Here is a 21,232-nt window from a genome sequence, read left to right as displayed (position 1 = left end):
CTGGCAGTGGTTGGCAGTCGAGGCTTTATAGGGCTCAGGCCAGGCCCTGCTCCTTCAACCGCCTGTATAACGTGCGCTCACTCACGCCCAGGTGCCTGGCCAGTTCGCTGCGGGTGCCTTTGAAAGTGGCCACCAACTGTTCCAGGTCCCTGCTATCACGGGCAGGCGTCAAGACTGAGGCGGACAAGGCCAAGGGGGGCGCGGGCAGATGCAAGGCGTGAATGACACCGTCGTCGGCAAACAGCGCAGCTCTTTCCAGGACATTGCGCAGCTCGCGGATATTGCCCGGCCAGGAAAACCGCTGCAATTGCATCAGCGCTTCGGGATCGATGGTCAGCCGACGCTTACCGATCCCGGAACGTTGCAGGAATGAATCCACCAGCAAGCCGATGTCTTCAAGGCGATGCCGCAAGGGCGGTAAATGGATAGGGAAAACGCTGATGCGGTAGTACAAGTCCTGCCTGAACTCGCCCCTCTCCACCATCTTTTCCAAGGGCTTATGGGTCGCGGCCACCAGCCTGAAATCGGCGTGCTGGGTTTCTACACTGCCAACACGGCGATAGGTTCCAGACTCGATCAGTCGCAACAGTTTCACCTGCATGGCCAGGGGAACGTCGCCTATCTCATCGAGAAACAGCGTACCGCCCTGGGCCGTCTCCACCAGGCCCACCTTGCGCGTGGTGGCGCCGGTAAATGCCCCCTTTTCGTGGCCGAACAGCTCGCTCTCGAACAACGTTTCGGTCAAGCCGGAGCAATCCACCACGACAAAAGGCCAGGCGGCCCGCTCACTGGTTTCATGGACGGCGCGGGCAAACAGCTCCTTGCCTGTGCCGGACTCTCCCAGCAACAGCACCGGCAACATCGAGGGCGCTACCCGCTGCAGTTCCAACAGCGCCTGATTAAAGGCCGGTGAACTGCCCACCAGCCCCTCATTACTGGGCCGTGCCGATGCGCTCCGCACCTGGGTAAGGCGCTCCACATAAGCGGTGATGACGCCGTGCTCATTCAGGATCGGACGCAATTCCACATCGACGTGTTCCGGCCCGCGCGGTGTGTGGTGGATGTGCAAGACCCGATCCGGACTGCGCATCTCCCTGGCCTTTTTCATCGGGCAGTTCTCGCCGGCCTGGTCACAAGGCACATCGTAGTGGTGGGAAACCCGATAACACTTATGGCCAATGAACGGCTTGTCGGCGCTGCCGAACTGACGCAGGTAAGCCGTGTTCGCCGCCAGGATGTTGTAATCAGGATCGAGGACGATCATCGGCTGGGGCTCATGCTCCAGAAACGAGACCAGGGACTGCACCTGGTCTGTACGTGGAAGCGGGTCTTGGGTAGACGGCAGGCGGTGTGTCATCGCGGCTCCAGTGAATTCATCCAGCACAGGTGGCACTGCCACTATGCCAACAAACACTGCCAATGGCAGTTTAATTGTCTGGACATCGGCCCGCGTCCTCGCGGAACTCATGAAGTTAAATCAATAAAATCACAAGGTTAGACTTATAAAACGACCCAGCATCCACCTGGCAGCATTATTGCTCTGTCTGTTCTTCAAGCGGTTCGATGAGAGCCCCGAAGGAGACCGTTCATGACCGTAAAACCGTACGTCGAAGGATTTTTCGATCCTGAGACCCACACTGTCAGCTATCTGGTGCTGGACGAAGCGACTCGCCAGTGCGCGTTGATCGACAGCGTCCTTGATTACGATCCCAAATCAGGCCGTACCACAACCACCTCGGCCGACAAGCTGATGACCCGGGTGATCGAGTTGGGGGCGAAGGTCCAATGGATTCTTGAAACCCACGTCCATGCCGACCACCTCACCGCCGCCCCGTACCTGAAGGAAAAGCTCGGCGGCACGATAGGGATCGGCAGCCAGATTACCGCCGTGCAGGAAGTCTTTGGCACGCTGTTCAACACCGCTGGGAAGATGCCCCGCGATGGCAGTCAGTTCGACCATCTGTTCGTCAATGACGAGTCGTTCACTGTCGGAACGCTGCAATGCCGTGCGCTCCATACACCGGGCCACACCCCCGCCTGCATGACGTATGTCATCAGCGACGGCCAGGAAACGGCGGCATTCGTTGGCGACACCTTGTTCATGCCCGACTACGGTACCGCACGGTGTGATTTCCCCGGTGGCAACGCGCATACCTTGTTCCGATCCATCAACAAGGTCCTGAGCCTGCCGGCCAACACTCTTCTCTACACCTGTCACGATTACCAACCAGGTGGCCGCGAAGTGCAATTCTCCAGCACCGTCGCCGAGCAACGTGCCGACAATGTCCACGTCCGTAACGGCATCAGTGAACAAGCATTCGTAGCGATGCGCACCCAGCGCGATGCCTCCCTGGACATGCCGACGCTCATCCTCCCATCGGTCCAGGTCAACATGCGGGCCGGGCATTTCCCGGAGCCGGAATCGAACGGCACGCACTACCTGAAAATCCCGCTCAATCGGCTCTGAAGACCGGCCCCCTCTCATAAGAAAAACCGTCATCACGGAGACAGTCATGGACATCCGCCACCTTGCGTCCGGCCTCTCGATCTCGGGGCAGATTCAACCCGACCAAATGAGTGAGATCAAAACCAGCGGCTTTCGCGCCATCATCTGCAACCGCCCTGATGGTGAAGGCAGCGATCAACCTTTGTTTGCCGACATCCAGCGCGCGGCACAAGCGATGGGCATCGAGGCGCACTACCTTGCCGCAGAGTCCGGCAAGGTGACCGATGAGCAAGGCGTTGCCTTCGGCAAATTGCTCGAGTCCTTGCCCAAGCCAGTGTTGGCGTACTGCCGCTCCGGCATGCGCTCGACGACGATGTGGGCGCTGTCCCAGGCCGGCCAGCAGCCCTTGCCGCAAATTGTCGAAGCCGCCAGGAAAGCCGGTTTCGACATGAAAGGCGTCATTCGCAGAATTGCCAACGAGGGACGCACGCCTGTTGGCGTGGCCGAGGCCCGACATGCCGTGGTGATTGTCGGCGGCGGCGCGGCGGGCATCGCCACAGCCTCGAGCCTGTTGGCCCGCGAGCCAGGCCTGGACATTGCCATCATCGATCCTGCGGATGTGCATTATTACCAGCCCGGCTGGACCCTCGTCGGCGGTGGCGTGTTCGAGGCACAACAAACCGCCCACACGATGGGTGCGACCATTCCCCGGGGCGTGCATTGGATCAAAGCGGCTGTCGCGGCTTTCGAACCTGAAAACGACGCCATTATTCTCGATGGGTGCCGCGTGGTCCGCTACGAGCAGTTGATCGTCTGCCCGGGCCTGAAACTGGACTGGCATGCCATTGAAGGCTTACCGCAAACACTGGGGCGCAACGGCGTCACCTCGAACTATCTGTACCACCTGGCCCCCTACACCTGGGAACAGGTGCAGCAACTGCGCAGTGGCCGGGCCATTTTCACGCAGCCCCCCATGCCGATCAAATGCGCCGGAGCCCCTCAAAAAGCGATGTACCTGTGCGCCGACCACTGGAAACGCCAAGGCGTACTCGGCGATATCGAGATCGACTTCTGCAGCGCCGGGGCTGTCCTGTTCGGTGTTCCCGACTACGTGCCGGCCTTGATGGAGTACGTCCGCGCCTATGGGATCGACCTGAATTTCGGCAGTACGCTGACTTCTGTCGATGGACCGGCACAAACGGCGACCTTCAGCTGCGTCAAGGCCGATGGCAGTACTCACCTGGTGACGCACGACTTCGATCTGCTGCATGTGGTGCCCCCTCAGGTCGCGCCGGATTTTATCCGCGTAAGCCCTCTGGCCGATGGGGCGGGCTGGATCGATGTCGATCCCGACAGTTTGCGGCATAAAACCTGGGCGAATATTCACGCACTGGGCGATGCCACCAATACCAGCAACGCAAAAACCGCAGCGGCGGCGCGCAAACAGGCGCCCGTGGTCGCCCATAATGTGCTGGCGGCCATGGGCAAGGCCAAGGGCAGCGCCCATTACGACGGCTACGGTTCTTGCCCGCTGACCGTGGAACGAGGCAAGGTCGTGCTTGCTGAATTCACCTACGGTGGCAAGCTTGCCCCCAGCTTCCCGTCCTGGCTGATCGACGGGACTCGGCCTTCGAGACTCGCCTGGCTACTTAAAGAGCGAATTCTTCCGCCGCTGTATTGGAAAGCCATGCTCAAGGGCCGTGAGTGGCTGGCGAAACCTGAACTGGCGGACCTATGAAGTCGAACCTCTACTCCAGGAGACCGAGATGATTGCAGTCCTGGTACTGGGCTTTGCGGTGGGCGTGATCCTGGCCCTGACCGGAGCCGGCGGCGGCATACTCGCCGTCCCGTTCCTGGTTTTTGGCGTGGGCTTGAGCATGGCCGAAGCCGGGCCCATTGGTTTGCTGGCGGTGGGCCTGGCCGCCACCCTGGGCGCCGTGATGGGCCTGCGCAACGGCATCGTGCGCTACAAGGCGGCGCTGTTGACGGCCAGTGCGGGGGTCATCTGCTCGCCGCTGGGCCTTTGGTTGGCCCAGCGCACGCCCAACCGTCCGCTGACGATCCTGTTTGCCTTGTTGCTGATGTATGTGGCGTTCCGTGCATTGCAAAAAACATTGCCCTCTCATGTCAGGGCAAATGCATTCGAAACACGTAAACCGCCGCCCTGTGTCCTGGACGAAAATCGCGGCAAGTTGAACTGGACCGGCCCTTGCGCGTGGGCGCTTACGGCGTCGGGCATGATTGCCGGGGTGCTTTCCGGGCTGCTCGGTGTGGGCGGCGGTTTCGTCATGGTTCCGGCGCTGCAGCGATACACCAATTTGACCACGCAATCGGTGCTCGCCACATCGCTGACCGTTATCGCTTTGGTTTCCCTGTCAGGGGTGCTGACGAGCTCGGCGACAGGCCACCTGCAATGGCCAATAGCACTTCCCTTTTCCATGGGGGCCATCGTCGGCATGCTCGGCGGACGCCTGGTCGCTGCCAGGTTGCCGGAACCCTATCTGCAAAGAGGCTTCGCCCTTGTGTCGACGCTGGTAGCGGCCGCGCTCCTGGTAAAAGCCCTGGGTTGAATCGCCTAGTGGAATATCAACGATTGTGCATTGGAGAACGCTGATGAATCTCGACTGGCTCAACTTTACGCCGTGGTCATCCCTGGCCGGCGGCATGTTGATTGGCTTGGCGGCCGGCCTGTTCGTGGTCGCCAACGGCCGGATCGCCGGCATCAGCGGGCTGATCGGCAGCCTGCTGCAGCGAGGCAGCGAAGGGGTGGGCGAAAAGGCCCTGTTTCTCCTGGGCCTGCTCGTCGCGCCGCTGGTATGGGGCGTGTTTGCCACCTTGCCGCCGATCGAGTTCCAGGCCGGCTGGTTCGGCCTCACTGTCGCGGGCCTGTTGGTGGGTGTCGGCACTCGTTACGGTTCGGGCTGCACCAGTGGCCATGGCGTGTGCGGCCTGTCGCGCCTGTCACCGCGCTCGATGGTCGCCACGGCGTGTTTCATGCTCAGCGGTTTCACCACGGTATTTGTCCTGCGTCACGTGATAGGGGTTTGAACATGCGCAAACTGACGGCATTCATCGCTGGCCTGCTCTTTGGCTTCGGGCTGCTCCTGGCAGGCATGGCCAACCCGGAAAAAGTATTGGGTTTCCTGGACCTGGCCGGCGCCTGGGATCCGTCCCTGGCACTGGTGATGATCGGGGCGATTGGCACCGCCATCGTCCCGCTGGCCTGGGCGCGCCAACAGACTCATTCGCTGCTGGGCAGCCCCATGCAGTTGCCGGTCAAGCGAGAACTGGACCCACGCCTGATCGGTGGCAGCCTGGTGTTCGGTATCGGCTGGGGCATCGCCGGCATCTGCCCCGGCCCCGCCGTGGCCATCCTGCTGACCGGACACTGGCAAGCCATTGTGTTCATGCTGGCCATGTTGGCGGGCATGTGGTTGTTCACCGCGCTGGAAACCCGGCGCGTCCATTGATCAGGAGATTGCCATGAAAGCCAACATTGGAACCATTGACCGGGGCGCACGCATTGCCGTGGGGCTTGTCCTTATAATTCTGGCCCTGACGGGCTCGATCGGCGCCTGGGGCTGGATTGGCCTGGTGCCACTGGCCACGGGTATCTTTCGCTTCTGTCCGCTCTATTCGTTATTGGGCATCAAGACCTGCAAACGTTGCTGAAGCGTACAACGGCCTTTCTCCTGGAGCGGCCATTGACGTTGCAAGCCCCTCTTGGAGCCTTGCAACGGGCTCCCTCAACCGAAGAATTCGCCGCCATGCCCTGCTCACAGCCCGAGACATTTGACGTAATCATCATCGGTGGCGGCCAAGCGGCCTTGGCGGTGGCCTATTTCCTGCGGCGTACGCCTCTCTCGTTCGTCATCCTCGACGCCCAGGAAGAACCCGGTGGTGCCTGGCGGCATGGCTGGAACTCGCTGCGACTCTTTTCCCCGGCTACATGGAGTTCGATCCCCGGCTGGATGATGCCCCCCTCACAGGATGGCTATCCGTCGCGAGACCATGTGGTCGACTACCTCACGCAGTATGAACAGCGCTATCGATTTCCCGTGGTGCGACCGGTACAGGTCACGCGTGTGGAACGCACAGCAACGGGTTTGCGGGTACACACCCCCGAGAAGCACTGGGACGCCCGGGTCGTGGTCAGCGCAACGGGCACCTGGAGCAACCACTACATCCCTCGTTACCCTGATGCAGCCTTGTTCGCTGGGCAGCAATTGCATTCGGCGGACTATGTCGAGGCATCCCCGTTCGCTGGCAAGAAGGTCCTGGTTGTAGGCGGTGGCAATTCAGGCGCGCAGATTCTGGCCGAGGTATCGAAAATCGCCGAGACCACTTGGGTCACGCCCATCGAGCCGCTATTCCTTCCCGACGCAGTGGATGGGCGCGTGTTGTTCGAGCGTGCCACCGAACGCTGGAAGGCCCAGCAGGAAGGTCGCGTCATCGACCAACCCGTGGGAGGGTTGGGTGACATCGTCATGGTAGCGCCGGTAATCGAGGCCCGTGAACGCAACGTCCTTCAGGCCGTCAGGCCTTTCGAGCGCTTTACTCGCAACGGTGTGATCTGGGCCGACGGCCGCGAATCAGCCGTGGACGTGGTGATCTGGTGCACCGGATTCAGGCCCGCCCTGCAGCACCTGGATGCGCTGGGAGTGCTCAACCACGAAGGTCGCGTGGAGGTCGAGGGCACTCACTCGATACAAGAGCCCAGGCTATGGCTGGTCGGCTACGGCGAGTGGACGGGATCGGCTTCCGCCACCCTGATCGGCGTTACACGCACCGCACGCAGCACGGTCGACGAGATAGTCGCCTTTCTCGCCGGACAATCTACGACCGATGCGCCTGCTTGAAGCACCGTACGGGGCCGGCCAGCGGTTATGGCACCGGGTAATCGCTTAGAAGCGTCCTATTTCCATGGTCGCGCACAGCCCCCCCTCAGTACGATTCTCCAAGCGTATGTGCCCTCCCAGTCGATCCGCGATGGTGCGTACAATCGTCAGCCCCAACCCTGCCCCTTGGTCATTGCCGCGGCTGTAGAACCGCTCGAAGAGCCGCTCACGCTCAGCCTCGTCGATACCCGGCCCCTGGTCTTCGACAGACAGTTCGTAGTGATCACCCTTCCTGGCCAGGCGTACGGTGATCGTGCCGTTGGCCGGAGAAAAATTGGCCGCGTTGGTCACCAGGTTGTTCAAGGCGATGTCGATAGCCACCGGGTCGATTCGAACCGGACCGATGTCATCGCTGACATCCAGCACCGGCTCCAGCCCTTTGCTCAACAACCAGGGGGTCAGTTGCACCAGGCTCGCCCGAACCGTGGCGGCCAGGTCGATGACCGCCGGCGTCGGAACGCCTGCCTGCGGTTCAAGCCGCGCCATGGTGAGCAATTGGTTAACCAGGCGCGTGGTGCGGTCGACCCCGGCAATCAGGTGTTCCAGGGACTCGCGACGGCTTTGCTCGCTCCCCGCCTCCATCAGGTTCTGTGCATGCACCCGCAGTACGGCCAAGGGTGTACGCATTTCATGGGCGGCGTCGGCGATGAAACGCCGCTCACGGCCCATCACTTCCTGGATCTGCGCCAATACACGGTTGAGTGCCGCCTGCATGGGCTCAAGCTCCGTAGGGAGCGGCATCATCTGCAAGGGTTCCAGGGAGCCGGGATGCCTGGCGCGCAACTTTGCCGCCATATCGACCAGGGGCTTGAGCCCCCAGCCGATGGCCAGCCAGATCACGGCCGCTAGCACCACGCTGCCGATCAGGTTGGGCACGACGGTGTGACGAACAATGCGGTCGACCAAGTCGGCACGCACGTCGTCACGCTCGCCCACCCAGATCTTCAACCCGTACTGCGCGTCGTCCAGGACGAACGCCCGCCACTTACGGTTCTTCTGGTCCACGATCTCGCTGAAACCGGGCGCAATCGGGGGTGAGGTGAACGACGGTGCGCTGGTGGTATGAACCAGCACCGAACCTTGTGAGTTCCAGACCTGGAAAGCGATCTTGCTTTCATAGGGATGACCGTCGACTTTAGGCACCGCCTGCCCCAACGCCGAATTGAACGCCTGATACAGCTCGGCGTGTTCCTTGCTCGCCATCGGCATGCGCATCACACCCTGCAGCAGCCGGGCATTCTGCGCCAATTGGGCGTCGTAGACCTCGGCGATTTCGTGGTTGCTGTCATACAGGTTGAATACCGTGATGATCAACAGGCCAAGGAACAGCAGGCCTAGGATCAACGTGAGGGTACGCCGCCGGATCGAACTCATCGGCGCTCCTCCACCAGGTAACCGACACCGCGAATGGTACGGATCAGGTCGGTGGAGAATTTCTTGCGCAGGTGATGGATATGCACTTCCAGCGTGTTGCTCTCGGCCTCCTCGCTCCAACCGTAGAGCAACTGCATCAAATGATCGCGCGTCATGACGCGGCCCGGCGGCGAGAGCAGTTCATGGAGCAACTGATACTCCTTGGGCGTCAGGGCCACCGGCTTGCCCTGGTAACTGACTTGCTGGGTGCCAGGGTTCAGGCTGATGCCGGCATGCTCGATCAACGCCTGGGCGCGGCCGGCGCTGCGACGCAACAAGGCCCGTAGCCGGGCCTTGAGTTCCGCCAGGTCGAAGGGTTTGACCAGATAGTCGTCAGCCCCGGCGTCCAACCCGGCGATGCGATCCTCGGTGGCATCGCGGGCGGTGAGGATCAGCACCGGCAGGTTGGAACCACTGTCACGCAAGCGCCGCAACACCTGCAGGCCGTCCATGCGTGGCAAGCCAAGGTCAAGCACCGCCAGGTCGAAAGTCTCACTGAGCAGCGAATGCAAGGCGCTGCTGCCGTCCTTCACCCAGTCGACGGTATAGCCTTCGCGACTCAAGGCCTGATGGATGCCCTCCCCCAAGGCCACGTCATCTTCGATCAGTAATAAACGCACACGCGCTCCTGTCAGTTCAGTTGCTTGTTCACATCCACCAGTAACGCGTCGATCTCCTTGCGGCGCCCGGCATCGGCCGTTTCCCGACCTGGCCGCGGCGCGGCCTGCAAAGCTTTTTGCAGCGCTGCCTTGGCTTCGCTGTAGCGTTTCTGACGGTAGAGGTGATCGCCCCAAAAGTACAGGCTGTCGATGCCGTTCGGGTTGAGTTGCAATGCTTGCTTGAGCAATTGCTCGGCCTTGTTCGAGTCGCCGAAACCCAGGGGCCAGCCCGGCACCCGGTCGTAGAGTGCGCCGAGACTGGTGTAGGCCGAGCCTTGCAGGGCCTTGGGGTCCAGGGTCAGGGCTTTTTCCAGGTCGCCCTTGGCGTCCTTGACCTTGCCCAGCGCACCGAGCCCACCCTTGGCACCGGCCCAACTGCTGTTGACTATGCCGGACCAGATCCATGCTTCGGCCACCGATTGGCGCTCCTGCTTGAATGCCGAGGCCTGGGTCGCGAGTTTTTCGAACGCATCGGCGCGTTGGCCTTCTGGCAATTCATATTGAATATGGGCCCAGCGCTGCTGGATGTCGCTGAGACGTTGCTGGTCGGCCGCCTCCAATGCCCAGACGCTTTGGCTCAGGGTGCCGATCAACAGGCAAGCGAGGATTTTTTTCATGGCTTGAGATGCTCGTTTTCGGGTTTGTGACTGAGACGGCGCACCAGTGGCAATTGCTTGCGCAGGCCACGGTCCACCAAGTTGGGAAGCAGGCTGTTGAGGCCGACGAAAAAACGCTCAGGCCAGCCCAGATAGAGTTCGCGACGATCGCCGATAATCGCGTGGATCACCGCCACTGCCACGGTTTGCGGGTCGTCGACGTTGGCCTTGAGGGCCTGGTTGAGCGCGTCGGCTGCCGGGCTGTTCATCGAGGTACGGGTGGCCCGGGGCGCCACGTAGAGCACTCCGATACGGGTGTCGGCCAACTCCCGGCGCAAGGCTTCGGAAAAACCGCGCAAGGCAAACTTGCTGGCGCAGTAACTGGCGTAGCCCGGGTAGCCGATTGATCCGTAGGTCGAACCGACGTTCACCACCATCGCGCTGTCGGCCTGCTTGAGCAGCGGCAACAGTATTTTGGTCAGGCAGATCGGCGCGCTGATGTTCAGCGCCAGCATGGCGTTGATCTCGCTGTCGTCGAGTTGTTCGAGCATGGCGAAGTGGTTCACGCCGGCGGCATTGATCAGCAGGTTGATGCCGCCCTGGGCTTCGGCGGCGACCAGCACTTTGCGTCGGTCGGCGAGAAAGGTCAGGTCGGCTTCGACCCAGCTCAAGTGCTGCGGATAACGCTCCAGCAACGACTGCAAGGCTTCGCGATGCCTGGCCACGGCCAGCACCCGCGCGCCACTGGCGCACAGGGCAGCGGCGATGGCCTGGCCGATTCCACCGCTGGCGCCCGTCAGCACGACACGCGCATCACACAGGCGCATGTTCAGGCTCCCCGTCACGAGGCAGGCCCCGGAACATGTCGGTGTACAACCGGTACACCACCTTGGAGGCATGGATCACCGCAGCCTGGTCCGCCGGATCGTCCAGGCGGTTCATCAGGCCGCGATAGGTCTGCATATGCTCGATGTCGAGCGATCCATGGGAGCTGAGGTAACTGAACGCCGTGGGCGGCAGTTCCAGGCGCTGGCGGATGCTGTCGGCGGCATGGGTCGCCAGGGCGATACTGGTACCCTCCAGCACATTGACCATGCCGAACAGGCCAACCGGGTTGCCTCGGGCGATCAAGTCATAGAGGTAACTGACCATCAGCTCGATGGGTAACGAAGGCTGGCCGTTGCGCACCGCTTCCTTATCGCCACCGCACACGGCAATGTCATCCAGCACCCATTGCTCGTGGCCGTACTCTTCGTCGATGTATTCGCACACGGCCTTGCGCAGCCATTCCAGGTGCGTTGGCAGGCGCGCCCCACACGCCATCATCAACGGCACCGTATGGCGCACGTGGTAATACGCCTGGATCAGGAAGCCCCGGTAACTGGCCAGGCTGACCTGGCCGTCGAGGGCGTCGCGGATGATCGGCAGATTGAACAGGGTCTGGCGCTCTTGCTGGGTGGCTTCTTGCAACGTGTCAAAAAAACTCATGATGGGGATTCCTCGGACAAGACAGATGAAGTGAGCTGCGCGCGGTAATGCTCGACGATGGCCTCCCGGCGTGGCCGGCCATTGGCGGTGAGCATGCCGTTGGCAGCGCTGAAGGGTTGGTCCAGGCGCGTCCAGTGATGGACCCGCGCGTAGTCGGGCAGCGTGTCGTTGGCCTTGGCCACGGCCAGCTCCAGCGTTTGATCCGTGCAGTCGGCCCGGGCGGGCCAGAGCAGTGCATGGTTGTGCGGCATGGCTTCGCCATAGACAAAGGCCTGGGCAACGTCACCGCCCTGGGTGAGTTCGGCTTCAACCCATTCGGGGTTCACGTTGCGACCGAAACTGGTGACGAATTGGTGTTTCTTGCGACCGCGCAGGTAAAGGAAACCGTCTTCATCGAACTCACCCAGGTCGCCGCTGGGCCACCACTCGCTGGCGGGCGCAGGCTCCCCCAGATAACCGAGCAGCGTCGAGCCCTTGATCAGGACTTCGCCATCATCGGCCAAGCGGATCTCCACATGGGGCAGTGGCTGGCCGACACTGCCGGCACGATGAGCCTCTGGCCGATTGAGGCACACCACCGAGGCGCATTCCGACAGCCCATAGCCTTCAAACACCGGCAGGCCAACACGCTGGGCCCGTTGCAATAAATCGTGGGACACCCGTGCCCCGCCGACGGCGGCGAATCGCACGATGTGCGGGTTGAACATCTTTTGTTCGGCAGCCATGACCAACATCAACAGCAACTGCGGAACCAGGATCAGGCTCTGCGCCCGACGCTCGGCCAGGCATCCCAGCAGCCGCGTCGGGTCGACCCCACTGGCGCCCTGGATGCCGAGGGTTTTCTGGCTGGGCAGGCTCAGCATGGCACCGGCATACAACGCCGCGTAGCAGCCAAGGTTTTCCAACAGAATCGCCAGGGGCAGCAATGCCAAGTGATGCCTGGCCTCGACCGGTTGGCTGGCCTGTTCCAGTTCACGGGCCACCCGCAACAGGCTGTCGGCGCTCAGGCAGACGCCTTTGGGCGTGCCGGTGGTTCCGGAAGTGAAGGTCAGCTTGGCGGTGCCTGCCGGCAGACGACTCGGCCCGTCGAAATGCCGCCGCCAGAACTCGCCACTGTGCTGGTATCCGGCGGCTTGCAGTTGCGTTTCGAACGCAGGCTCGGCAATCACCCGCTCGGCCTGGCTCTGCTCAAGGCAGTGGCGACGTTGAGCCTGGCTGAAAAAACCGGGCAGGATGACGCAGGCCAGCCCTTCGAACAGCGCGGCAAGGTCCCAGAGCATCGCTTCGATGCCGTTGTCCAGGGCCAGGGCTACAACGCTGATGTGTTCATCGCGCAGGCGTTGCTGGCGGTACACCACTTCGGAATAAAGCGTTGCATAGTCGAGCTGCGAACCGTCGCCCCACAGCGCAATAGCGTGCCCCCTGCGCTCGGCATGCCCACGCAGGGTGCGTTTGAACCGTTCCATCTCAGGCGACATGGCTGGTCTCCCCGAGATCCGTCGACAGTCCCAGCCGAGTGAACAGGCCGGTATTGCGCAGGTGAATGAAACCGGCGCGGATGTTTCCGACATGAACCCACGGCTGGCTCTCGTAGTAACGCCCCCAGAGGTGACGCTCCTCACCGAGTCGCTGCGGATCGGCCGGGCACAGGGTCACGGGCTTGAGGCCCAGGCGATGGAAGCTGTTGACCAGGCCGATGTTGCCAGTGAACGCAACCCACTCCAGGCCGCCCATGGCCAACAGATAAGTGATCGCGATGATGCTCAGCCGAGCGCTGCCCGTGTCGCTGGCGGCCAGGTTGCCAACCTCGACGATGCCGGCGCGGTCCACCATTCGATCGGCGGCGGCACTGATCAAGGGCTCGATGGGGCTGTCCAGATAACGTTCGAGGAACAGCGGCCCCTGGGCAGCCCGGCGCACGCCAGCAACTGCGCAGAGCGTGCCGTGGACATCGTCGAGCCCGAACAGCTGCGGCATGAAGTGACGAATATCGGCGCCGTGGACGTGGCGAAAACGCTGTTGGATGAACGCTTCTAACTCAGCCCGCCGCGGTTGTCCCGGCAAGGCTCGGTGCAAGTGGCGAGCCGGCAGGCCGGCGTCACCGAAGGCCAGCGGCAAGTGGATGTTCCAGTCAAAATCGGGCATGGCGCAACGTTCTCCCTCGGGCTATTGGGGAGAAGTATCGAGGCCGTTTCTTAACGAAGTCTGAAGATAGGCAGTTTGCGTACGCTTGAGAAATAGTCCGATCAAACACGGGCTGCCTTTGTTTGTTTTTCCGTAGTACAGTAGGCAAAACCCGATAAATATCCACCTTGAGATGACCTGAAGTGCCAGGCCCGACGTCAATGGACCCGCACACCCCGTCATCCTTCTACCGCGGCGGTAATTGCATGATCGACATCACCGAAGTCTCCATTGCCCAACTGCGCGCCGCGCTGGAATCGGGCCAGACCACAGCGGTAGCGCTTGTCCAGGCCTACCTCGCCAGGATCGATGCCTACGATGGCCCCGACACACCCACGGCCCTCAACGCGGTAGTGGTGCGCAACCCGGATGCGCTGAAGGAAGCGCAGGCTTCCGATGCCCGTCGGGCCAGTGGTCGGCCCCTCGGCCCACTCGACGGCATTCCCTATACGGCCAAGGACAGCTATCTGGTCAAAGGGCTCACCGCCGCCTCTGGAAGCCCGGCGTTCAAGGACCTGGTGGCTTATCGCGATGCGTTCACCATCGAACGGCTGCGCGCCGCCGGGGCCATCTGCCTGGGCAAGACCAACATGCCGCCCATGGCCAATGGCGGGATGCAGCGCGGGGTGTATGGCCGGGCGGAAAGCCCGTACAACGGCGACTACCTCACCGCGCCCTTTGCCTCCGGCTCCTCGAACGGTGCGGGCACGGCAACCGCCGCCAGTTTCGCGGCGTTCGGCCTTGCCGAAGAAACCTGGTCGAGTGGGCGCGGCCCGGCGTCGAACAACGGCCTGTGTGCCTACACGCCGTCGCGTGGGGTGATTTCGGTGCGGGGCAATTGGCCGTTGACGCCCACGATGGACGTCGTCGTGCCCTTCGCCAGGACCATGGCCGACCTGCTCGAAGTGCTGGACGTGGTGGTCGCCGAAGACCCGGACACCCGTGGCGACCTGTGGCGGTTGCAACCCTGGGTGCCGATTCCAAGCGTCGAGTCGGTTCGTCCCGCCTCGTATCCGAGCCTTGCCACAAACCCGGGGGCGCTGGCCGGCATTCGGTTCGGCGTGCCACGGATGTACATCAACGCGGACCCTGAAGCCGGCACGGCCGAGGCCCCCGGCATCGGCGGCCCGACGGGGCAGCGAATCGTCACCCGTGCCTCGGTGATCGACCTTTGGGAGCAAGCCCGCCAGGCCCTGGAAGCTTGTGGCGCCGAAGTGATCGAGGTGGATTTTCCGCTGGTGTCCAACTGCGAGGGCGACCGTCCCGGCGCACCGACGGTGTTCACCCGCGGCCTGGTTTCCAAGGAATTCCTGCACCATGAATTGTGGGACCTGTCGGCCTGGGCATTCGATGACTTCCTGCGGGCCAACGGTGACCCGAAATTGCATCGCCTGGCCGACGTCGACGGACCGAAGATCTTCCCCCACGACCCGGGCACCCTGCCCAACCGGGAGGACGATCTGGCCGCCGGCATGGACGAGTATGTGAAGATGGCCCAACGCGGCATTACGCCCTGGGACCAGATCCCGACGCTGCCCGACGGGTTGCGGGGGCTTGAAGCGACACGCCGGATCGACCTGGAAGACTGGATGGAACGGCTGGGCCTGGACGCGGTGATCTTCCCGACCGTCGCCGACGTCGGACCGGCGGATGCGGATATCAATCCGGAATCTGCCGATATCGCCTGGAGCAACGGGGTCTGGGTCGCCAACGGCAACCTCGCCATCCGCCACCTGGGCGTACCCACGGTCACCGTGCCCATGGGCGTCATGGCGGACATCGGCATGCCCGTCGGGCTGACATTCGCCGGGCGTGCCTATGACGATTCGAGGCTGTTGCAACTGGCGTCGGCGTTCGAGTCGATTGGCTCCAAGCGGCGGGTCCCGCCTCGGACACCGCCATTGTCGGCTTGAGCCGGTTCTTGGGGCTGCGCAGCGGCCCCCGGCACCATGCCTACAGCCGGAAATACTGCTGCATGGCACGGGCCAGCAGGCTCACGGCTTCATCGCCGCGTGATGCCTGGGCTCGCATGAACACCACCTCATGCTCCGCGATCAGCGGCAGCCCTTCGAGGATCCGCATGGCATCCGTCACCCGTCCACGGTCGATCAGGCTGATCGCCAACCCGGCCTCCACGCAGGCCTTGATGGCCTGGTTGGAGGGGCTTTCCAGGACGATGCGGGTCTTGCGCCCGCTTTGCCTGAGGGACTCCATCATCGCTTGTCGATAAGGGCACTGCGCCGCATGCACCGCCAGCGGCAGCGGCTCCATCGAAGCCGCCATCGTGTGGGCCGGCCCGACCCAGACCGGCGTGGTGGACACCAGCACTTGCACCTCTGCATTCGCCAGCCCCTTCGGCTGGGCAACCACCGCTGCCTGGAGCTTGCCGCGCTGCACCAGGTCGCGTAGCGCATAGCTTGGCGCGGTCTTGAGCTCCAGCACCACGTTGGGCCACGCGGCGGCGAAGGTCGGGAGGATGTCGCGGATCACATGGTCTGCGTACTCATCCGGCACCCCCAAGGTGATACGTCCCGCCAAACGGGTTCCGTGCAGGTCCGCCAGCACCCGGTCATGGGTGCTCAGCAGTTCCGTCGTCGCCACGAGCAAACGCTGGCCCAACGCGGTGAGGGATACCGATTGATTGTCCCGGTTGAGCAACCGCCCGCCAGCGACCGCTTCCAAACGCTGGATATGCACGCTGACCGCCGCCGGGCTTTTGTGCAGTTGGTCCGCCGCCGCACTGAATTTCCCGATCCGTGCCACCGCATGAAAAGTACGTATCAAGTCGATATCGAGTATGGCCGTCATGATTCAATCTTCGTGAACAACTGATGCATTACATTTTGATTTATTAGATTAGCCGGGTTTCGTAGCCTGTGGTCATGAACCCGAATAAATCGCTGACCTGCACTTCCCTGCCCCGGCCCGCCTGGTACTGGCTGATTCCATTGCCGTTACTCGAAGCGGCATTGCTGGTGTCGTGGAGCTCGGGATTCGTCGGCGCACGCTATTCCATCGATTATGCGCCGGCCCTGCTGGTGGTCTTCTGGCGGTGTGTCGTGGTCACGCTCGTCCTGTTTCCCTTCGTCGCCAGGCCGCTACGCCGAACCTCGCCTAGCGTGCTGTTGAAGAACGCCGGCATCGGCCTCCTGGCGATGGCGGGCTACCTGGGCGGCATCACCCAAGGCATTGCCCTGGGTGTGCCGGCGGGCCTGGCCGCACTGGTCGCCGACCTGCTGCCGATGGGCTTGGCACTGCTGGCCGCAGGCGTACTCCGGCAACGACTGGCCTGGCAGGTATGGGTGGGGCTGCTGATCGGCCTGCTCGGCGTCATGCTGGTGACCCAGGGCGCACTGGCGTTGGGCAATGCGCCCTTGTGGGCCTATGGCCTGCCGCTGCTTGGCATGTTCTCGCTCGCCGTCGCGACCCTGTGGCAGAAATACTTACCCGCCGAACAATCGCTGGGCCTGCTGCCCAACCTCTGGCTGCAGTGTTGCGTGTCGGGCCTGGCCTTCGCCCTGGTCGAGGGCGCCCATGGCAGCCTGACCCCGCTGCCCAGCACAGGCTTCGCACTGAGCGTATTGTGGACCGCGGGCCTGTCGACCATGGGCGGCTACGGCCTCTATTGGTTGTGCCTGCGCCGCGCAACCGCCACCCGCGTCGCCAGTGTCCTGTACCTCAGCCCGCCCATTACGATGCTCTGGGCCTGGGCCATGTTCAACGAACCGCTTTCCTGGCAGATGGTGGTGGGGATGGCGGTGTCCGGGATCGGCATCTGGCTGGTCGTCGGCGCCGAAGCCCGTTCAAGATAGCAAGATCGATCGAGCGCATTGTGCTCGCCGGCTTCATGCTGGTGGCCTTTACTGGGAAAGACCATGACCGACACAAAAAAGCATTACCAATCCCGCATTGCAGAAGGTGCTCGATTACATCGACCTGCATCTTGATGGCTGCCTGGACCTGGACACCTTGAGCGGCGTTGCGGCTTTTTCGAAATACCATTTTCACCGGCAGTTCATGGCGACGTTCAGCTTGCCCTTGAATCGCTACCCATTACCGCGCTCTTTCTGCCGCTCAGGTGAGCGCCTAGTGGGTAATGCCAGTCAGTTGAGGATCAAACGGCACAAAACCTGTGGGAGCAAAGCTTGCTCGCGATAGCGGCAAACCCGTCAATGGGTTGCCGACTGGCTCACCCCAATCGCGAGCAAGCTTTGCTCCCACGGGTATGAGGCTTAACTGACTGGCACTATCGTCTAGTGAGCGCTTTTTTCCTGTCTAGCCAATGTACGAGTAAACGGCGAAATCAAACCCATTGAAGGGAAAGGAAGCAACTTCTTTCATACCCATTTTCAAATGCGCACGGAGCGAGGGTTCATTGTCCTTGCGTATGAAAAGAATACCTTCACGCCCCCGCTCGAGTCGCCGGAGCTCCGCGAACATTCGCTGGGCCAAACCCTTGCCACGCTCCGCCTCACCCACGCAAATCGGACCATAGACATAAGCATCCGGCGCTCCATGATAAGCGGCGAACATCGCCTGTACGATCGGTAGGTCGGCATTCATCTCCCGCGTGGTGGTCATCAGGAAACCGCTGATACGGCCCTCTCGACGCGCAACGATCAGAGGCATTTCCTGCATCATCGCTGCCACACGGGCCCTTGGCAGGCTCGCAGAAAGCGAGCCGCCGCGGGCCATCTGATTCGCGGCCTGAAGCGCCAGGATCCCGTCCAGGTCGGCCTCATTGGCTCTGCCGACATCGGTTTCATGGTTCGTCATTGGAGATATCTCTGCTGGCTAATTAAATGACTACTTCTACCGTGCCTGCCAAAAGATTAGTACAGGTCAACAATTACAGGATTTATACCTCGACAACGTGGCCCCCAATCCATAGGCAGAACCAATACATTACATTGCATATCGGTCTTGGACGCTATAGCTAAAGCGGCAGATGATGGCTTCAACCAAGCGACATCAACCCGATCCAAACCGATAGGAGCTACGCCATGCAACAGTCCCACGCCTACAACGACATCAGCCTGGCCCTGACCACCGAAGTGCTGGATGCCAAGGCACGCAAGCACCTGTCCTGGCAGGACTTGGCCGATGGCACCGGCCTGAGCCTCGCCTACGTCACCGCCGCCCTACTCGGCCAGCATCCATTGCCGGAACACGCGGCGAAGGTGATTGGCGAGAAGCTCGACCTGACCGCCGACTCGGTCGCCCGTCTGCAGATCATTCCCCTGCGCGGCAGCCTCGCTGGCGTGCCGACCGATCCGACGATCTATCGCTTTTACGAAATGATCCAGATCTACGGCACCACCCTCAAGGCCCTGGTTCATGAGCAGTTCGGCGACGGCATCATCAGCGCGATCAACTTCAAGCTCGACATCAAGAAAATCGAAGACCCTGAAGGCGGCTCGCGTGCGGTGATCACACTGGACGGCAAGTTCCTGCCCCTGCGTCCGTTCTGATCGTCCCGCTGGCCCCAGGCGAACCTGAGGCTTCGCTTCAAACAACTTATCGCTGATTTGAACTCGCTACTCATTCTTGCGTGGAGCATGACTCATGAAAAAAATCCTGTTTCTGGCCCTGTCGCTGACCGCCTCGCTGTCGGCCCATGCCCAACCGTCCACCGCACCTGCGGACATCGTTTCCTATGCCTACGGCATGCATCTGGACATCGCCCAGGTGGTGGACATCACCACGCCCGCCGATGTCTGCGGTCCGACCCCAGTGCAAATGACTTATCGCGACTCCCAAGGTGAAACCCACATTCTTGAATACAGCCTGATCGGCAACGGCTGCACGAACTGATAACACCCTATTCATTGGAGGCAAGCAGCATGAAAGCGCTGATCGAAGGTTTCCTGAAGTTCCAGCAAGAGGTCTTTCCACAACGCACGGACCTGTTCAAACACCTGGCCACCACGCAACACCCGGGCACGTTGTTCATCACCTGTTCCGACAGCCGCGTTGTACCGGAGCTGCTGACCCAGCAGGAACCCGGCGAACTGTTCGTGATCCGTAACGCCGGCAACATCGTGCCATCCTATAGCCCTCACCCGGGCGGTGTTTCCGCGACGGTGGAATATGCCGTCGCGGTGCTGGGCGTGAGGGATATCGTGATCTGTGGTCATTCCGATTGCGGTGCCATGACCGCCGTCGCCAAATGCGCCTGCATGAATCACCTGCCGGCGGTCAGCGGTTGGCTGCAACACGCCGAGTCGGCACGGGTCATCAATGAATCACGGCCTCACGTCGATGACGCGGCGAAAGTCAGTTCGATGGTGCGTGAAAACGTCATCGCCCAATTGGCGAACATCCAGACGCACCCGAGTGTGCGGCTGGCCCAGGAGAAGGGCTTGCTCAACCTGCACGGCTGGGTCTATGACATCGAGACCGGCTCCATCGACGCCCTGGACGCCGACAATCGCAGCTTCAGGTCCTTGGCGGACAACCCCCAGGCGTGTGCCGTACCGGCCCGGACGGCGACTGCCGCGTGAGGATCGCTGCCTGGTCTAGGGCAGTTGCACACCTCGATCACTGTGGCGAGGGCGCTTGCTCCCGCTGGGCTGCGCAGCGGCCCCAAAGCCATCCACCCCGTGCAACAGTGTCTCCACGAAAGCCACGGACGCCGCGCTGTGATAGTTGTTCTTGCGCCGCAACAGCGAAGCTCCACGCCGGGGCGCCGCGTCCTGCAGCGCCAGCTTGCGCAGTGCGCGCTCCTGGGTGGCGATGGGTTCCGGAAGAATGGTGGCGACGGCCGAATGCCCGATCACTTCCAGCAACGTGCTGACCGAATTGACCTCAATGCTCACCTTGGGCGTGATCCGAGCCTGGACGAAGTAGTCGTCGATGCACGTACGGGTGGCAAAGTCCGGGCTCAACAAGGCGAACTCCAGTTGCCCGACCTGCTCAGCCGTCAGCGCGGCCTGACAGTCATACAACGGGTGATTGCGCCCCACCATCAGCCCCAGGGTTTCGGTGAACGCCGGGATCGATTCGACATCGGTGCTCCTGACCTGATCGAATGCGATGGCGATGTCTAACGTGTCATTCGCCAAGCCCTCCTCGATATCGACCATCGACAACTCGAAGATTTGCAGGTGGATATTCGGGTATCGCGCGCGGTAGTCACGCACCAGCGGCCCGACCAGGTAAGCCATGAACGTCGGGGTCATGGCCAGCCTCAAGCTGCCGCGGGACAGGTCCTTGACGTCGTGCAGCGCACGCTTGCCGGCGGCCAGCTCCACCAGCACCCGCCGGGCGCATTCGATATAGGCCACCCCGGCATCCGTGGGCCTGACTGTGCGAGACGTGCGGTCGAACAGACTCACTCCGAGGGTTTCTTCCAGTTGCCGGATCTGTTGCGACAGGGTCGGCTGCGACACGTGCAGCACCTCGGCGGCACGCGTGAAACCGCCGTGGTCAGCGACCGCCAACAGATAGCGCAAGTGACGTAGCAACATCGGAACCACCACCTGGAGCTTGGGTAATTGCGATGCATTGTATAGGGGACATGTCGCATCCACATCCGCCACGGGCTCA

The 21,232-nt window shown here is 62.0% G+C and carries 23 protein-coding genes; 12 read left to right on the top strand and 11 right to left on the bottom strand.

The window, feature by feature from the left end; all coding sequences use genetic code 11:
- Positions 1-34 precede the first annotated feature (34 nt).
- On the bottom strand, positions 35-1,357 hold the full coding sequence (locus tag BLP82_RS02840; protein WP_092165177.1) for a sigma-54 interaction domain-containing protein: 1,323 nt from the start codon (positions 1,355-1,357) through the stop codon (positions 35-37).
- Positions 1,358-1,588: 231 nt separating this feature from the next.
- On the opposite strand from BLP82_RS02840, the gene BLP82_RS02835 reads away from it, so the two are divergent.
- The 7 genes from BLP82_RS02835 (at position 1,589) to BLP82_RS02805 (ending at position 7,305) form a co-directional block, all read left to right on the top strand.
- Positions 1,589-2,467, top strand: a complete 879-nt coding sequence (locus BLP82_RS02835) for an MBL fold metallo-hydrolase (protein ID WP_092165175.1) — start codon at positions 1,589-1,591, stop codon at positions 2,465-2,467.
- A 46-nt stretch (positions 2,468-2,513) separates the two neighbouring features.
- Complete coding sequence (locus BLP82_RS02830) at positions 2,514-4,184, top strand: bifunctional protein tyrosine phosphatase family protein/NAD(P)/FAD-dependent oxidoreductase (RefSeq protein ID WP_092165173.1); 1,671 nt, start codon at positions 2,514-2,516, stop codon at positions 4,182-4,184.
- A 28-nt stretch (positions 4,185-4,212) separates the two neighbouring features.
- The gene (locus tag BLP82_RS02825; RefSeq protein WP_092165169.1) at positions 4,213-5,016 is read left to right on the top strand and encodes a sulfite exporter TauE/SafE family protein; all 804 of its coding nucleotides are present in this window, start codon (positions 4,213-4,215) and stop codon (positions 5,014-5,016) included.
- 43 nt (positions 5,017-5,059) lie between these two features.
- The gene (locus tag BLP82_RS02820) at positions 5,060-5,494 is read left to right on the top strand and encodes a YeeE/YedE family protein (protein ID WP_092165167.1); all 435 of its coding nucleotides are present in this window, start codon (positions 5,060-5,062) and stop codon (positions 5,492-5,494) included.
- Between the two features lie 2 nt (positions 5,495-5,496).
- A complete protein-coding gene (locus BLP82_RS02815; protein WP_092165165.1) occupies positions 5,497-5,916 on the top strand; it encodes a DUF6691 family protein in 420 nt (139 codons plus the stop codon).
- A gap of 13 nt (positions 5,917-5,929) precedes the next feature.
- Positions 5,930-6,118: a YgaP family membrane protein gene (locus BLP82_RS02810; protein WP_092141787.1), complete on the top strand. Its 189-nt coding sequence runs from the start codon at positions 5,930-5,932 to the stop codon at positions 6,116-6,118.
- Between the two features lie 95 nt (positions 6,119-6,213).
- Positions 6,214-7,305, top strand: coding sequence for an ArsO family NAD(P)H-dependent flavin-containing monooxygenase (locus BLP82_RS02805; RefSeq protein WP_092165631.1), 1,092 nt, complete (start codon positions 6,214-6,216; stop codon positions 7,303-7,305).
- Positions 7,306-7,350: 45 nt separating this feature from the next.
- On the opposite strand, the gene BLP82_RS02800 is transcribed toward BLP82_RS02805, so the two are convergent.
- The 7 genes from BLP82_RS02800 to BLP82_RS02770 are packed head-to-tail and all read right to left on the bottom strand — an operon-like array spanning position 7,351 to position 13,645.
- Positions 7,351-8,718: a sensor histidine kinase gene (locus tag BLP82_RS02800; RefSeq protein ID WP_092165163.1), complete on the bottom strand. Its 1,368-nt coding sequence runs from the start codon at positions 8,716-8,718 to the stop codon at positions 7,351-7,353.
- Positions 8,715-9,377: a response regulator gene (locus BLP82_RS02795; protein ID WP_092165161.1), complete on the bottom strand. Its 663-nt coding sequence runs from the start codon at positions 9,375-9,377 to the stop codon at positions 8,715-8,717. Before BLP82_RS02795 ends, BLP82_RS02800 begins: the two co-directional genes overlap by 4 nt.
- 11 nt (positions 9,378-9,388) lie before the next feature.
- Entirely contained in the window at positions 9,389-10,033 is a 645-nt protein-coding gene (locus tag BLP82_RS02790; protein WP_092165159.1) for a tetratricopeptide repeat protein, read from the bottom strand.
- Complete coding sequence (locus BLP82_RS02785; protein ID WP_092165157.1) at positions 10,030-10,839, bottom strand: SDR family oxidoreductase; 810 nt, start codon at positions 10,837-10,839, stop codon at positions 10,030-10,032. The genes BLP82_RS02790 and BLP82_RS02785 overlap by 4 nt, the downstream gene beginning before the upstream one ends.
- Positions 10,826-11,500 (bottom strand): iron-containing redox enzyme family protein, encoded by a 675-nt coding sequence (locus BLP82_RS02780; RefSeq protein ID WP_060741852.1) that lies wholly within the window; start codon positions 11,498-11,500, stop codon positions 10,826-10,828. Before BLP82_RS02780 ends, BLP82_RS02785 begins: the two co-directional genes overlap by 14 nt.
- Entirely contained in the window at positions 11,497-12,978 is a 1,482-nt protein-coding gene (locus BLP82_RS02775) for an AMP-binding protein (protein WP_092165155.1), read from the bottom strand. The genes BLP82_RS02780 and BLP82_RS02775 overlap by 4 nt, the downstream gene beginning before the upstream one ends.
- The gene (locus BLP82_RS02770) at positions 12,968-13,645 is read right to left on the bottom strand and encodes a thermostable hemolysin (protein WP_092165153.1); all 678 of its coding nucleotides are present in this window, start codon (positions 13,643-13,645) and stop codon (positions 12,968-12,970) included. The genes BLP82_RS02775 and BLP82_RS02770 overlap by 11 nt, the downstream gene beginning before the upstream one ends.
- Positions 13,646-13,890: 245 nt before the next feature.
- On the opposite strand from BLP82_RS02770, the gene BLP82_RS02765 reads away from it, so the two are divergent.
- Positions 13,891-15,597 carry an amidase gene (locus BLP82_RS02765; RefSeq protein WP_092165629.1) on the top strand — a complete coding sequence of 569 codons (1,707 nt, stop codon included), beginning with the start codon at positions 13,891-13,893 and terminating at the stop codon, positions 15,595-15,597.
- Between the two features lie 40 nt (positions 15,598-15,637).
- On the opposite strand, the gene BLP82_RS02760 is transcribed toward BLP82_RS02765, so the two are convergent.
- The gene (locus BLP82_RS02760) at positions 15,638-16,492 is read right to left on the bottom strand and encodes a LysR family transcriptional regulator (RefSeq protein WP_092165151.1); all 855 of its coding nucleotides are present in this window, start codon (positions 16,490-16,492) and stop codon (positions 15,638-15,640) included.
- 74 nt (positions 16,493-16,566) lie between these two features.
- Here BLP82_RS02760 and BLP82_RS02755 point away from each other — a divergent pair, with 74 nt between their 5' ends.
- The gene (locus tag BLP82_RS02755) at positions 16,567-17,496 is read left to right on the top strand and encodes a DMT family transporter (protein ID WP_092165149.1); all 930 of its coding nucleotides are present in this window, start codon (positions 16,567-16,569) and stop codon (positions 17,494-17,496) included.
- 463 nt (positions 17,497-17,959) lie between these two features.
- On the opposite strand, the gene BLP82_RS02745 is transcribed toward BLP82_RS02755, so the two are convergent.
- Positions 17,960-18,460, bottom strand: a complete 501-nt coding sequence (locus tag BLP82_RS02745) for a GNAT family N-acetyltransferase (RefSeq protein ID WP_170842261.1) — start codon at positions 18,458-18,460, stop codon at positions 17,960-17,962.
- Positions 18,461-18,687: 227 nt separating this feature from the next.
- On the opposite strand from BLP82_RS02745, the gene cynS reads away from it, so the two are divergent.
- The 3 genes from cynS to BLP82_RS02730 all read left to right on the top strand — a co-directional run bounded on the left by cynS (position 18,688) and on the right by BLP82_RS02730 (position 20,187).
- Positions 18,688-19,155 carry a cyanase gene (gene cynS, locus BLP82_RS02740; RefSeq protein WP_092165146.1) on the top strand — a complete coding sequence of 156 codons (468 nt, stop codon included), beginning with the start codon at positions 18,688-18,690 and terminating at the stop codon, positions 19,153-19,155.
- Between the two features lie 94 nt (positions 19,156-19,249).
- Positions 19,250-19,498 carry a DUF2790 domain-containing protein gene (locus BLP82_RS02735; protein ID WP_092165145.1) on the top strand — a complete coding sequence of 83 codons (249 nt, stop codon included), beginning with the start codon at positions 19,250-19,252 and terminating at the stop codon, positions 19,496-19,498.
- Between the two features lie 29 nt (positions 19,499-19,527).
- Complete coding sequence (locus BLP82_RS02730; protein WP_092165144.1) at positions 19,528-20,187, top strand: carbonic anhydrase; 660 nt, start codon at positions 19,528-19,530, stop codon at positions 20,185-20,187.
- A gap of 15 nt (positions 20,188-20,202) precedes the next feature.
- On the opposite strand, the gene cynR is transcribed toward BLP82_RS02730, so the two are convergent.
- Positions 20,203-21,153, bottom strand: a complete 951-nt coding sequence (gene cynR, locus BLP82_RS02725) for a transcriptional regulator CynR (protein ID WP_092165143.1) — start codon at positions 21,151-21,153, stop codon at positions 20,203-20,205.
- Positions 21,154-21,232: the final 79 nt, after the last annotated feature.

The sequence above is a fragment of the Pseudomonas sp. NFACC37-1 genome (genome assembly GCF_900101575.1).
In the GTDB taxonomy this organism is placed as follows: Bacteria; Pseudomonadota; Gammaproteobacteria; order Pseudomonadales; family Pseudomonadaceae; genus Aquipseudomonas; species Aquipseudomonas fluorescens_AA.
This window is presented reverse-complemented; position numbering and strand designations above follow the sequence as displayed.